Raw genomic sequence first — 13437 nt, 5'->3', positions numbered from 1 at the left:
GCGCGACGTTTATCCGAATGGAGCTGACAAAATGAACCGCCGCTTTTTGCTTTCGAGTGTCGCCGCCTGCGTGCTTGCGGCGTATGTGCCGATGTCGTGGGCCGCCGATCCCGAAGTCGTGAAGATCGCATTCGTGGGGCCGTTGACCGGGCCGGTCGCGCGTGTCGGCAAGGATTTGCAGTTCGGCGCGCAACTCGCCGTCGATGAAGAGAACGCGAAGCATCCGACCATTGGCGGCAAGCCCGTCAAGTTCGAGCTCGAAGTGTATGACGACCAGGCCGATCCGCGCGTTGCGATTCAGGTCGCGCAGAAAGCGGTGGATAGCGGCATCGTCGGCGTGATCGGGCATTACAACTCGGGATGCAGCATTCCGGCATCGACCGTGTATCACCAGGCGAATGTCGCGATGATCACGCCCGGCTCGACCAACCCGCAACTCACGAAACAGGGGTTCAAGAACGTGTTCCGCACGATGGGCCACGATGGCGTGGGCGGCGTGGTCGCGGGGCGCTTCGTCGTGGAGCAGATGAAGCCGAAGCGCATCGGCATCATCGACGATCGCACCGCGTTCGGGCAGGGTCTCGCCGATGCCTTCGAGAAAGGCGTGAAAGAAGCGAACGGCAAGGTGGTCGCGCGTGAGTACACGAACGACAAGGCCGTGGACTTCCGCGCGATTCTCACGACGATGAAAAGCCAGAACGTCGATCTGATCTTCTTCGGCGGGCTCGATGAACAGGGCGCGATGCTCGTCAAGCAGATGCGCTCGCTCGGCATGACGACGCAACTCTTCGGCGCGGGCGCGCTGAAGAGCAATGCATTTCTGCAGATCGCGGGTGCGTCGGGCAACGGCACGCAGGATCTCGAGCCCGGTCCCGCGCTCGACAAGCTGCCTTCCGCGCAGGAGTTCGGCAAGCGCTACAAGGCGCGCTTCAATCAGGATGTCGAGTTGTACGCGCCTTTCGCCTACGATGCCGCGCTCGCGATGATCAAGGCCATCCACGATGCGAATTCGCTCGATCGCGCGAGGATCGTCGAAGCGCTCGCGAAGGTCAATGTGAACGGCGTGACCGGCACGATTTCCTTCGATCCCTATGGCGATCTGATCAAGCCGCCTTATACGCTCTTTCAGGTCGAGCAGGGGCAATGGAAGAGCTTGAGAACGGTCGGCGGGAACGGCGTATGAGCTTCAGGGAAACCGCCGGCGCTCGAACATATTGCTTCGGCGATCTGAAAACGCTGCTCGCGAAGGCGAGCCCGCGACGCTCGGGCGACGAGCTTGCGGGCATCGCCGCCGCGACCGAGGAAGAGCGCGCCGTCGCGAAGATGGCGCTGGCTGCGGTGCCGCTTCGCGCCTTCCTCGACGAAGCATTGATCCCCTACGAGGACGACGAAGTCACGCGGCTCATCATCGACGAGCATTCGATGGATGCATTCGCTGCCGTGTCGCATCTCACGGTCGGCGAGTTCCGCGAATGGCTGCTCGCCGATTCGACCGATACCGCCGCGCTCGTCGCGGTATCGCAGGGATTGACGCCCGAGATGGTCGCGGCCGTATCGAAGCTGATGCGCAATCAGGATCTCATCCTCGCCGCGAAAAAGCGCCCGGTCGTCACGCGCTTCAGGAATACCGTGGGTTTGCCGGGCCATATGTCGGTGCGGCTGCAGCCGAATCATCCGACCGATGATGTACAGGGCATTGCGGCATCCATGATCGATGGCCTCATGTACGGCTGCGGCGATGCGATGATCGGCATCAATCCCGCATCCGATTCGCCGCAGGCCATCGGCAAACTGCTCGCGATGATGGACGCATTCCGCGAACGCTACGACGTGCCGACGCAAACCTGCGTGCTGACGCATGTGACCAACACGCTCGCGGCGATCGGGAAGGACGCGCCCGTCGATCTCGTGTTTCAGTCGATTGCGGGCACGCAGAAGGCGAATGCGTCGTTCGGCATATCGCTCGCGTTGCTGCAGGAGGCGTATGAAGCGGGCTTGTCGCTCAAGCGCGGGACCATCGGCGATAACCTCATGTACTTCGAGACGGGGCAGGGCAGCGCTTTGTCCGCGAATGCGCATCATGGTGTCGACCAGCAGACATGCGAAGCGCGCGCTTATGCGGTCGCGCGCAAGTTCAAGCCCTTTCTCGTGAATACCGTGGTGGGCTTCATCGGTCCGGAGTATCTCTACGACGGCAAGCAGATCATTCGCGCGGGACTCGAAGATCACTTCTGCGCGAAGCTGCTCGGCGTGCCGATGGGATGCGACGTCTGCTACACGAACCACGCCGAAGCTGACCAGGACGACATGGACAATCTGCTTACGCTGCTCGGCGCGGCGAACGTGAACTTCATCATGGGCGTGCCCGGCGCCGACGACGTCATGCTCAACTATCAGAGCACGTCGTTTCATGATGCGCTTTACGTGCGAGAGGTGCTTGGCCTGAAACGAGCGCCGGAGTTCGAAGCGTGGCTGCGCGCGATCCAGATCACGAATGGACGAGGGATGCTTCAGGCGCGCGCGGAATGGCCCGCGCTGGTCGACTGGATGAGGGCGTGATGAGCGTCAGCGTGAATCCGTGGGAAGCGCTGCGCCGCTTCACCGATGCGCGCATCGCGTTGGGACGGGCGGGCAGCAGCGTGCCGACCGCGCCGTTGCTCGCCTTCGGTCTCGCGCATGCGCAAGCGCGCGATGCGGTGCATCGGCCGCTCGATGTCGATGCGTTGCGGGGCCAGTTGATATCGAAGGGATATGAAGCGGCGGAGGTTCGTAGCGCGGCGCCCACGCGCGATGTCTATCTGCGCCGTCCCGATCTCGGCCGCATGTTGAGCGACGAAAGCACGGCGAGCCTGGAGTCGCAGGCGAAAGACGCGGACCTCGTGTTCGTGATCGCGGACGGGCTTTCGTCGAACGCGGCATCGATGCATGCGATACCGCTCATAGAAAGTACGATCGCGCGGCTCGATGGATGGCGCATCGGTCCCGTCGTCATCGCGACCCAGGCGCGCGTCGCGCTCGGCGATTGCATCGGGTCCATATTGAGGGCGCGCATCGTCGCGGTGTTGATCGGCGAAAGGCCGGGGCTCACTTCGCCCGCGAGTCTCGGCGTGTATGTGACCTACGATCCTGCTGCGGGCCGCAGCGATGCCGCGCGCAATTGCATTTCGAACGTGCGGCCCGAAGGATTGAACTACGACACGGCCGCGTTCAAGCTAGCCTGGCTGCTGAACGAAGCGCGCGCACGCAAGCTGACGGGTGTCGGCTTGAAGGACGACAGCCCGCTCAGCTTGCCTCAGCGAACGATCGATCGGCTATCGAACGAATAGCGACGCCCATTGCTTCGCGTAAACCCCGCCCAAAGAAAACGCCTCACGTAAGAAACGGGTAAGCGGACGCTCTTACCTTAGTCTCCAGCGCATCGAAAGCACAACTTGCCTGAAACAGCATGCGCGAAAGCATCGCATGATGTCCCCGCTCGGGGATTTCCTTAATTCTATGGTTCGCTGATCGTTCGTGCGTTGCGCCGAACGCGGGCGCATTTGCAGGCAGAGAGAAGACCTTCATGCAGGAGACGGAGATGGACCTCAAGATCGTGGAAAAAATCAAGTCGAGCGCCGCATATCACGAACTCGTGCGAAAGCGCTCGAAGCTCGGCTGGACGCTGACGGCGCTCGTATTGATCGTGTATTACGGCTACGTGCTGCTGATCGCCTTCAACAAGGATCTGCTCGCCGCGAAGATGGGCGCGGGCGTGATGACCTGGGGCATGCCAATAGGCCTTTTCGTGATCGTCTTCACCGTGGTCATCACGGGCCTCTATGTGCGTCACGCAAACAGCACGTACGACGAACTCACCGACAAGATCAAGCGGGAGGCCGCATGAAGCCACAACGTTTCCTCGCGGCCGGCGCGCTTTTCGCCGCATCCGCCAGTTCCTTCGCCGCCGGCGGCGATCTCGGCCAGGCCGTCAAGCAGGCGACGAACTGGACCGCCATCTGCATGTTCATCGCGTTCGTGATCGCGACGCTCTTCATCACCAAATGGGCCGCGAAGAAGACGCGCTCGGCCGCGGAGTTCTATACGGCGGGCGGCGGCATCACGGGCTTCCAGAACGGTCTCGCGATCGCGGGCGACTTCATGTCGGCGGCTTCGTTTCTCGGCATTTCGGCGGCCGTCTATAGCAACGGCTATGACGGCCTCATCTATTCGATCGGCTTTCTCGTCGGCTGGCCGATCATCACGTTCCTGATGGCGGAGCGCCTGCGCAACCTCGGCCGCTTCACCTTCGCCGATGTCGCCGCGTACCGCTTCAAGCAGACGCCCATTCGCGCATTCGCCGCGTCGGGCACGCTCGTCGTGGTGGCGTTCTATCTGATCGCGCAGATGGTGGGCGCGGGTCAGCTCATCAAGCTGCTGTTCGGGCTCGAATACTGGATCGCGGTAGTGATCGTCGGCGCGCTGATGATGGTGTACGTGCTCTTCGGCGGCATGACCGCGACCACATGGGTGCAGATCATCAAGGCCTGTCTGCTGCTCGCGGGCGCTTCGTTCATGGCGTTCATGGTGCTGTGGCAATTCCACTTCAGCCCCGAGGCGCTCTTCGCGAAGGCCGTCGAGGTGCACGAGAAGAAAGAGTCGATCATGGGTCCGGGCAACTTCATCAAGGACCCGATCTCGGCGATTTCCTTCGGCATCGCGCTGATGTTCGGCACGGCGGGCCTGCCGCACATCCTCATGCGCTTCTTCACCGTTCCGAATGCGAAGGAAGCGCGCAAGTCGGTGTTCTGGGCGACGACGTGGATCGGCTACTTCTACATTCTCACGTTCATCATCGGCTTCGGCGCGATCGTGCTGGTGAGCACCAACCCGGTGTTCAAGGATGCGGGCGGCAAGCTCCTCGGCGGCACGAACATGGCGGCGGTGCATCTGGCGAGCGCGGTCGGCGGCAACGTGTTCCTCGGCTTCATCTCGGCAGTTGCGTTCGCAACCATTCTCGCGGTGGTCGCGGGTCTGACGCTCGCGGGCGCATCGGCGGTGTCGCACGATCTCTATGCGACCGTGTTCAAGAAGGGCAAGGCGTCGAGCAAGAACGAGCTGAAGGTTTCGCGCATCACGACGATCGTGCTCGGCATCGTCGCGGTCGTGCTCGGCATCGTGTTCGAGAAGCAGAACATCGCGTTCATGGTGTCGCTCGCGTTCGCTGTCGCCGCGTCGGCCAACTTCCCGGTGCTCTTCATGTCGGTGCTGTGGCGCGGCTGCACGACGCGCGGCGCGGCGGTCGGCGGTTTCCTCGGCCTGCTTTCGGCGGTCGTGATGACGGTGCTCTCGAAGGCGGTATGGGTCGATGTGTTCCACTACGCGAATGCGCCGTTCCCGTATGCATCGCCGGCATTGTTCTCGATGGCGATCGGCTTCCTCGGCATCTGGCTCTTCTCGGTAACCGACAAGTCGGCGCGTGCGCGCATCGATCAGGCTGGCTTCGAAGCGCAGACGGTACGCTCCGAGACGGGCATCGGCGCGGTGGAGGGCGCGAGCCATTGAGGAAGGCGCGGTGGCGCGCGCATCGATGATGCGCCGCCGCCCTCGGCGACCGGTCGACCGACCGGTCGTTTTTCTTTACTCGATTCATCGCCGGCGCGACATGCGGCAGCACTGATACGACAGCGAAGCCCTGCGTTATCGAATGGCCCAGAAAATGCGTTAAGCTCGGTGCAACCGGAATGCACGAAGCGCAGAACGCATGGAGCGAGCCATGGAATTGCAGTGCCCAAGTCTTTTCGAGCAATCGGCGTATATCGGCGGCGCGTGGGTCGACAACACTTCGCTGCCGCGCGTGCCTGTCACCAATCCCTCGACGGGCGCGATCATCGGCACCGTGCCGCAGGTCACGGCGGAGCAGGTGGCGCAAGCCATCGAATGCGCGAACGCGGCCTTGCAGGACTGGCGCAGCTGGAGCAGCCGCGAGCGCGCGTCGGTGCTGAGAGAGTGGGCGCGCCTCGTCGAACATCATCGCGATGATCTCGCCATCATTCTTTGCAGCGAGCAAGGCAAGCCGCTTCACGAAGCGCGCTCCGAGATCACGCAGGCCGCGAATTACCTCGACTGGTTCGCGGAGGAAGCGCGCCGCATCTATGGCGACAACATTCCCGCGCCGCGTCGCAATCAGCGTATCCGCGTGCTGCATCAGCCGGTCGGCGTGTGCGGCGCGATCACGTCATGGACCTTTCCCTCGTCGATGGTCGCCCGGCGCGTCGGCGCGGCGCTCGCCGCGGGCTGCACGGTCATTCACCATCCCGATCCGCAGACGCCTTTCTCCGCGCTCGCGCTGTGCGTGCTCGGCGAGAACGCCGGATTGCCGCGCGGCGTGCTTTCGGTGCTGACGGGCGAGGGCGAGCCGGTCAGAAGCACCTTGCTCGCGAATCCGGATGTGAGGAAGGTATCGTTCACGGGCTCCATCGACGAAGGCAAGCGGCTGATGGCCTTGTGCGCGCCCACCGTCAAGAAGATGTCGCTCGAGCTGGGCGGGAACTGTCCGTTCATCGTGTTCGATGACGCGGACATCGACCTCGCCGTGAAAGGCGCGCTCGATGCGCGCTTCCGTCACACGGGGCAAGCGGCGATGTGCGCGAACCGCTTCTTCGTGCATGAGGACGTGTACGAGACCTTCGTGGCGAAGCTCGTGTCGAAGGTGGCGTTGCTCAAGGTGAGCGACGGCTTGGACGAGGGCGCGCAGATCGGCCCGCTTATCAGCGAGGCCGCGGTGACGCGGATCGAAAGTCTCGTCGACGAAGCCGTGAGGCTCGGCGCGACGATCGCGGCGGGCGGCACGCGCGTGGAGCCGGGATCGAACTTTTTCAGGCCGACGATTCTGACGGATGTCGAGCCGTCGATGGGCGTGTGCGGCGACGAGATCCTCGGACCGATCGCGAGCGTGCTGCAGTTCAGGGACGAGGACGACGTCATCACGCTCGCCAACGACACGCGCACCGGGCTCGCGGCTTACTTTTATACGGCGGATATCAGCCGCGCGTTCAGGGTGATGGAGGCGCTGGAATGCGGCGTCGTCGGCGTGAACGATAGTCTCGTGTTCAACGAGGTCGCGCCGTTCGGCGGGATCAAGGAATCGGGGATGGGGCGCGAAGGGGCGTCGTCGGGGGTGGAGGAGTATCTCGAGGCGAAGTATGTTTGTTTTGGGAATCTGGAGGGGTAGGGCGCGCGGTTGGCCGGCTTGTGAGGAGAGTTGATTTGCGAACATTTATAGTCGCCGCACCGCGCATTAGCCCTTTGAAGCAGACAGTAGCGCGCCCAAGAAAACGAAACGAATGTCAAGGCAAACTGCGTCTCCTCTTCTGATTTCCCCTGGCTCGAATACCGCCATCCGCTTGCAACCCGACCGCCGCCGAAGCGGCGCGGCGGACGTCAGTGAAGCCGATATTCAGGCGTATGTGCATGCACATCCCGCCTGCCTTCCCATCGCGGAGATCGACGCAATCTTCTCCGGGCCCGTGCCTGTCTGCCGCGAGCTATACACATCCGCCGGGCCGATCGATGTCTTCATGGTCACGCCTTCGGGATTGCCCGTGCTGGTCGAGTGCAAACTATGGCGCAATCCGGAGGCGCGGCGTGAAGTGGTTGGACAGATTCTCGATTACGCGAAAGAGCTCAGTCGCTGGTCATCGTCGGATTTGCAACGGGCAGTCAAGCAGTGTCTGAAGTGTGACGGAAATCCTCTTCTCGACATGGTGCGTGCTGTCGATCCGGGTGTCGAAGAAATCGCGTTCAACGATGCGCTTACCAGTAATCTACGCCGTGGGCGTTTTCTTCTTCTGATCGTCGGCGATGGCATACGCGAGGGTGTCGAGGCGCTCGCGGAGTATCTTCAGGCGCACGCCGGACTGCATTTCTCGCTGGGTCTCGTGGAGATGCCCATCTACCTGATGCCCGACGGCGGACGATTGATCGTACCTCGCGTGCTCGCGCGCACCACGCTGATTACGCGGACTGTCGTCACCGTACCTGATGGCCACAGGTTGGCGGAAGCGGACGATGACGGCGAGGAAGACGTCGACCGCGATCGGCTTGCGCTTTCGGATGAACAGCAAAGCTTCTGGAAAGAGTTTCTCGGCATACTCAAACTCGACGATCCCGAGCAGCCGATCCCGAAGCCCGCGCGGCAAGGCTATATCAGCTTCACGTTGCCGGCGCCCGGCGGAAGTGCCTGGATCACGGCCTATCGCGATGTGCATCGTGGCATGGTCGGGGTGTTCCTTTCGTCGCGCCAGAACACGGCAGGTGAGCGGGCGGTGCAGACGATCACCAACGAGTGGGATGTTGTCAAAACAGAGCTGGGCGGAACCGCGGATTTGATCGACAGGGACAGTCGGCCAAGCATCAGAGACCGTCGCGTGTTCGGACCATTGAAGCAGTCTGAAGTGCGCAAAGCAGCGTTCGCCTGGTTAGCGGAGCGGACGAATACCTTCGTGAACGTTCTGCGTCCGCGTGTGCGATCGGCCGTGGCGGATGAGAGGGCGTCGGCTGAGTGAAGCGTGCGATCGAGCCGGGCGAATCGACCACCCCCTCACTCCGGCGGCCTCACCACCAGAATCGGCAAATGACTATGCGTCAGCACCTTCTGTGTCTCGCTGCCGAGCAACATCCCGCGAATCCCGCCGTGCCCATGCGACGCCATCACGATGAGATCGCAGCGTCGCACCTTCGCGGTGTCGAGAATAGCTTCATAAGGATGCGTTCCCGAAGGCGCTTCCGTATCGCACTCCACGCCTGCCTCGGCGGCGATCTTCTTCACGCTCTCGAGATACTGCTGCGCGCGCGCCCGATCCGCGGCCTGGAATTCATCCTGATCCGCGCCCACCATCTCGGCGCTATAAACGGTCATATGAAACGGCCGCACCATGTAGAGGCCGGTGATGCGCGCGCCATTCTCCTTGGCGAGCGCCGCCGCCATGTGTATTGCCGCCTCGGATAGCGGCGAACCGTCTGTGGGAACCAGCAGATGCTTGAACATGATGACGTCCTCCGGCTCTCTGGGGACATGAAAGAAAGAGTCGAACCGACAATCCCAGTATAGGCGAGCGCATGAAAGATTCGCCACACGGTCAACGCATGAAGCGGTCCGTTCAATCGCCGCGACAGCGCAACGCGCTAGCGCCCCATCGCCGCCGCAGCTTCCTCATGCAGGCGCACGCTCATGACCGGCGCTTCCGGGCCCACGTGCGACAGCTTCATCAGACGCGGCTGCAACAGCAGCGCGACGAGCCCGCTCCATCCCGTCTGATGCGAAGCGCCGACACCGCGTCCGTTGTCGCCATGAAAGTACTCGTGAAAGAGGATCAGGTCCTGCGAGCGCGGGTCGGCCTGCAACATCGGATACGCGGCCATCACCGGACGCTTGCCGTCCGCATCCTTCATGAAGATACGCGTGATGCGCCGTGAGAGATCGTCGGCGATCTCGCTCAGCGAATGCGTCTCGCCGGAACCCGTCGGATGCTCCACGCGAAACTCGTCGCCGTAGTAGCGATGAAACTCGTACAGCGATTCGATCAAGAGGTAATTGACCGGCATCCATATCGGCCCGCGCCAGTTCGAATTGCCGCCGAACACACGCGAGTCCGATTCCGCGGGCAAGTATTTGACGCAGACGTTCACGCCGTCGCGATCGAAAATATAAGGCGCATGGCAATGCACGCGGGACAACGCCCGCACGCCATAATCGGATAGGAATTCGCTCTGATCGAGCGTGCGCCGCAAGAGCGATTTCATGCGATGTCCGCGCAACAGCGAAAGCAGCGTGGTATTGCCCTTGCCAGGCTCGGTCCAGCGCGACACGAGCTTCGCGAGATTCGGCCGATGATCCAGGAACCACACGAGCCGTTCGCGCAGTCCCGGCAAGTCGCCATACACGCGCTCTTCGAGCACGTGCACGGCGAAGAGCGGTATCAGCCCGACGATCGAGCGAATGCGCATGGGCACGCGCGCGCCGTTCGGAAGATGCAGCACGTCGTAGAAAAATTCGTCCTTGCCGTCCCATAAGCCGGTGTTGCAGCCTTCGCCGCAACTGACCGCTTCGGCGATATACAGAAAGTGCTCGAAGAACTTCACGCCGATCTCGACATACGACTCGTTCGTCATCGCGAGTTCGAGTCCGATCTGCATGAGATCGAGCGCATACGAGGCCATCCACGCGGTGCCGTCGGCCTGGTCGATGCGGCCGCCCGTCGGCAGCGGCTGCGATCGATCGAAGATGCCGATATTGTCGAGCCCCAGAAAACCGCCCTGAAAGATGTTGCGGTCGTCGGCGTCCTTGCGGTTGACCCACCATGCGAAGTTGAGCAGCAGCTTGTGGAACATGACTTCGAGAAAGGCGTGATCGCCTATGCCCGTCATCTCGCGATCGAGCTCGTACACGCGCCACGTCGCCCATGCATGAACGGGCGGGTTCGCATCGCCGAATGCCCATTCATAGGCCGGCAATTGCCCGTTCGGGTGCATGTAGCGCTCTTTAACGAGCAGCAGCAACTGCTTTTTCGCGAAGTCCGGATCGATCGTCGCGAACGCGACAGCATGAAACGCGAGGTCCCACGATGCGTACCACGGATACTCCCACTTGTCCGGCATCGACACGATGTCGCCATTGCACATATGGCGCCAGTCCGCATTGCGTCCGTGCCTGCGTCCTTTCGGCGGCGTGGGCTGGCCCGGATCGCCGTCGTGCCAGCGCGTGACGTCGAACTGGTAATACTGCTTCGTCCATAACATGCCGGCGAGCGCCTGACGTTGCACGAGGCGCGCGTCGGCATCGTCTATATCGTGTTGCAGCGTCGCATAGAATTCGTCGGCTTCCGCTTCACGGCGCGCGAAAAGCTGTTCCATATCGAGCGGCGGATCATTCGAAACCGACGCGGGACGCCAGCGCAGATAAATCACCGAGCGCTCATGCGGCGCGAGTTGCAGATTCGCATGCGCGGCGACGCGCGTGCCGCGGTCTCGCCGGATCGCCTGTTCATCGCCTTCGACGAGGTAGTCGTTGAAGCCGTCCTTGAACGGTCCCGCGCCCTCGATTCCGAAGATGCGACGAACGTTCGTTTCGTTCTCGCAGAAGATCCATTCGACAGGCGCGCGCGCTGAAGCCGTGACGAACATCGTGCCATGCGACGGATTGTGCGCGACGACCCGCGCGCCTTCCTTCTCGTCCTGTTCCAGCACAAGCGACGGCTTGCCCCATTTGCTCGACCATGACCATCGGTTGCGGGCCCACAACTGCGGCAGCACATGCAGCGTCCCGGCTTCGTCCGCACGATTTTCGACCGTGACGCGCATCACGATATCGTCCGGCGTGTTCTTCGCATATTCGACGCAGACATCGAAGTAACGATCGTTGTCGAACACGCCTGTGTCGAGAACTTCGTATTCAGGCAGCGCCGGGCCGCGCCGCCTGTTTTCGTCGATGAGCTGTTGATACGGATACGCGTCGTGAGGATACTTGTACAGCATCTTCATGTACGAATGCGTCGGCGTGCCGTCGAGATAGAAGTACAGCTCCTTCACATCCTCGCCGTGATTGCCTTGCTCGTTCGTCAGCCCGAAGAGCCGTTCCTTGAGAATCGGATCGCGCCCGTTCCACAGCGCGAGCGACACGCACCAGTCGAGCGGATCGTTGCCGAAGCCGGCGATGCCGTCCTCGCCCCAGCGATACATGCGGCTACGCGCATGGTCGTGCGGAAAGTAGTCCCATGCGGTGCCGTATTCGCTGTAATCCTCGCGGACGGTGCCCCATTGACGTTCGCTCAGGTACGGCCCCCAGCGGCGCCAGCGGTCGAGTTCTGGGCCGTGCAGGCGGGAGCCTTCCTTCGTTTGCAGCAGATGGATTGCGCGTAGCGGTGGCATGAGACCTCCGACCGGATGACCATCCAATAGCGTTCGATGCGCGGTGTTCCGATGATAAGCGAAGTGAAAAAAAAAGCGCGGCGATTGCCGCGCTGCAAAACTCATCGCGCCGGTTTCAACGCGAACCCGCGCTTCTCAGCGGGATGCCGTCGGGATGAGGATTCGCGTCGTTCATGTCTTCTGGCAGAAGATTGCCGTCTGCGAGCCGCTCGTCCGCTTCCGCGATCTCCGGATAACGCTCCGGATAGAGATGCCGTTCGCTCACCGCGGCATCGAAGGTGCGGGACCACTTCGCGATCACCACCGTCGCGAGGCTGTTGCCGATGGTGTTGCACGTCGCGATCGCCATCGACATGAAGCGATACACGCCGAAGATGAGCGCGAGGCCTTCGACCGGAAGGATGCCAGTCGACGTGACCGTCGCCGCGAACACCACGAACGATCCTCCGGACACGGTGGCCGCGCCCTTCGAAGTCAGCAGCATCAGCAGCAGGATGCCGATCTGATGATCGATCGTGATCGGCACGCCGTAGGCATGCGCGATGAACATCACGCCCATCGACATGAAGATCGACGTGCCGTCGAGATTGAACGCATAGCCGGTCGGCAGCACGAGCCCCACGGTCTGCTTCGCGCAGCCGAGTCTCTCGAGCTTGATCAAAAGACGCGGCAAGGCGCTTTCCGATGAAGCCGTGCCGAGCACGATGAAAATCTCGTCCTTGATGTAGCGCAGGAAGCGCCACAGGCTGAAGCCCGCGAGCTTCGCGATAATGCCCATCACCACGACGATGAACAGCACGACCACCGCATAGAAGCTCAGAACCAGCTGCGCGAGCGCGATCAGCACCGCCGTGCCGTTGCTTCCCACCGAATAGGCGACCGCGCCGAACGTGCCGAGCGGCGCAAGCTTCATCACGAGATTGATGAACGAGAACAGCACTTCGGAAATGAGATCGAGCCCTTCGTTGATGCGCACGCGGCGGCGCTCGGGAATCGCGAGAATGCCGATGCCGACCATGACCGCGAGCACGACCACCTGCAGCAACTCGCCCCTGGCGAACGCGCCGACGAAGTTGTCCGGCACGATATGCATGACGAACTCGGTGAAGCCTTGCGGCGCGGCCTTGGCGGCTGTCGCGGGCACGGCGCCGACCGTGACGGACGTCATCGCCTTGCCGGTCTGGAGCAGATTGCCCGCGAGCAGGCCGAAAGCGAGCGCGATCGTCGATACGACTTCGAAATAGACGATCGATCGCCAGCCGACGCGTCCCGCGCTTTTCACATCGCCGGCCGAAGCGATGCCATGCACGATCGTGAGAAACACGAGCGGCGCGACGCCGGCCTTGATGAGCGCGAGAAAGATATCGCCGAGCACCTTGAGTTGCGCGCCGAATTTCGGAAAGACGAGACCGACGGCAATGCCGATCACGAGCGACAGCAGCACCTGCATGCCGAGCTTGCGATACCACGGCAGCTTCTTCGGCGGTGCGACGGTCGCGTCGTCGTGTGATGCGTGTTCGTTATGCATCGCAT

General features: G+C 62.2%; 10 protein-coding genes. 7 read left to right on the top strand and 3 right to left on the bottom strand.

All coding sequences use genetic code 11. The features are described from left to right. The first annotated feature begins 31 nt into the window (after positions 1 to 31). From AC1Z32_RS04885 to AC1Z32_RS04855, 7 genes are all read left to right on the top strand, one after another. The gene (locus AC1Z32_RS04885) at positions 32 to 1183 is read left to right on the top strand and encodes a branched-chain amino acid ABC transporter substrate-binding protein (RefSeq protein WP_483477565.1); all 1152 of its coding nucleotides are present in this window, start codon (positions 32 to 34) and stop codon (positions 1181 to 1183) included. Then, positions 1180 to 2559 carry an ethanolamine ammonia-lyase subunit EutB gene (locus tag AC1Z32_RS04880; protein WP_483477564.1) on the top strand — a complete coding sequence of 460 codons (1380 nt, stop codon included), beginning with the start codon at positions 1180 to 1182 and terminating at the stop codon, positions 2557 to 2559. Before AC1Z32_RS04885 ends, AC1Z32_RS04880 begins: the two co-directional genes overlap by 4 nt. After that, positions 2559 to 3326, top strand: coding sequence for an ethanolamine ammonia-lyase subunit EutC (gene eutC, locus AC1Z32_RS04875; RefSeq protein ID WP_483477563.1), 768 nt, complete (start codon positions 2559 to 2561; stop codon positions 3324 to 3326). The genes AC1Z32_RS04880 and eutC overlap by 1 nt, the downstream gene beginning before the upstream one ends. 251 nt (positions 3327 to 3577) lie before the next feature. After that, positions 3578 to 3883, top strand: a complete 306-nt coding sequence (locus tag AC1Z32_RS04870) for a DUF485 domain-containing protein (RefSeq protein ID WP_062602410.1) — start codon at positions 3578 to 3580, stop codon at positions 3881 to 3883. Further along, the gene (locus AC1Z32_RS04865; protein ID WP_483477562.1) at positions 3880 to 5541 is read left to right on the top strand and encodes a cation acetate symporter; all 1662 of its coding nucleotides are present in this window, start codon (positions 3880 to 3882) and stop codon (positions 5539 to 5541) included. Before AC1Z32_RS04870 ends, AC1Z32_RS04865 begins: the two co-directional genes overlap by 4 nt. A gap of 211 nt (positions 5542 to 5752) precedes the next feature. Beyond that, a complete protein-coding gene (locus AC1Z32_RS04860) occupies positions 5753 to 7210 on the top strand; it encodes an NAD-dependent succinate-semialdehyde dehydrogenase (protein ID WP_483477561.1) in 1458 nt (485 codons plus the stop codon). Positions 7211 to 7322: 112 nt separating this feature from the next. Further along, positions 7323 to 8543 (top strand): hypothetical protein, encoded by a 1221-nt coding sequence (locus AC1Z32_RS04855; protein ID WP_483477560.1) that lies wholly within the window; start codon positions 7323 to 7325, stop codon positions 8541 to 8543. A 35-nt stretch (positions 8544 to 8578) separates the two neighbouring features. On the opposite strand, the gene AC1Z32_RS04850 is transcribed toward AC1Z32_RS04855, so the two are convergent. From AC1Z32_RS04850 to AC1Z32_RS04840, 3 genes are all read right to left on the bottom strand, one after another. Beyond that, positions 8579 to 9025, bottom strand: coding sequence for a universal stress protein (locus AC1Z32_RS04850; RefSeq protein WP_483477559.1), 447 nt, complete (start codon positions 9023 to 9025; stop codon positions 8579 to 8581). Positions 9026 to 9162: 137 nt separating this feature from the next. Continuing rightward, positions 9163 to 11904, bottom strand: a complete 2742-nt coding sequence (locus tag AC1Z32_RS04845) for an MGH1-like glycoside hydrolase domain-containing protein (protein ID WP_483477558.1) — start codon at positions 11902 to 11904, stop codon at positions 9163 to 9165. Positions 11905 to 12019: 115 nt separating this feature from the next. Next, the gene (locus tag AC1Z32_RS04840) at positions 12020 to 13432 is read right to left on the bottom strand and encodes a cation:dicarboxylate symporter family transporter (protein WP_483477557.1); all 1413 of its coding nucleotides are present in this window, start codon (positions 13430 to 13432) and stop codon (positions 12020 to 12022) included. Positions 13433 to 13437 lie beyond the last annotated feature (5 nt).

Source organism: Caballeronia sp. 11_S32 (assembly GCF_056930355.1).
The sequence above is the reverse complement of the archived record's forward strand: the minus strand, read 5'-3'. Positions and strand labels throughout refer to the sequence as shown.

Bases quoted from the DNA above. Each gene is read 5' to 3' on its own strand.
- eutC (WP_483477563.1), top strand. From the start codon at position 2,559: ATGAGCGTCAGCGTGAATCCGTGGGAAGCGCTGCGCCGCTTCACCGAT.
- AC1Z32_RS04880 (WP_483477564.1), top strand. From the start codon at position 1,180: ATGAGCTTCAGGGAAACCGCCGGCGCTCGAACATATTGCTTCGGCGAT.
- AC1Z32_RS04855 (WP_483477560.1), top strand. From the start codon at position 7,323: ATGTCAAGGCAAACTGCGTCTCCTCTTCTGATTTCCCCTGGCTCGAAT.
- AC1Z32_RS04885 (WP_483477565.1), top strand. From the start codon at position 32: ATGAACCGCCGCTTTTTGCTTTCGAGTGTCGCCGCCTGCGTGCTTGCG.
- AC1Z32_RS04845 (WP_483477558.1), bottom strand. From the start codon at position 11,904: ATGCCACCGCTACGCGCAATCCATCTGCTGCAAACGAAGGAAGGCTCC.
- AC1Z32_RS04860 (WP_483477561.1), top strand. From the start codon at position 5,753: ATGGAATTGCAGTGCCCAAGTCTTTTCGAGCAATCGGCGTATATCGGC.
- AC1Z32_RS04840 (WP_483477557.1), bottom strand. From the start codon at position 13,432: ATGCATAACGAACACGCATCACACGACGACGCGACCGTCGCACCGCCG.
- AC1Z32_RS04865 (WP_483477562.1), top strand. From the start codon at position 3,880: ATGAAGCCACAACGTTTCCTCGCGGCCGGCGCGCTTTTCGCCGCATCC.
- AC1Z32_RS04850 (WP_483477559.1), bottom strand. From the start codon at position 9,025: ATGTTCAAGCATCTGCTGGTTCCCACAGACGGTTCGCCGCTATCCGAG.
- AC1Z32_RS04870 (WP_062602410.1), top strand. From the start codon at position 3,578: ATGGACCTCAAGATCGTGGAAAAAATCAAGTCGAGCGCCGCATATCAC.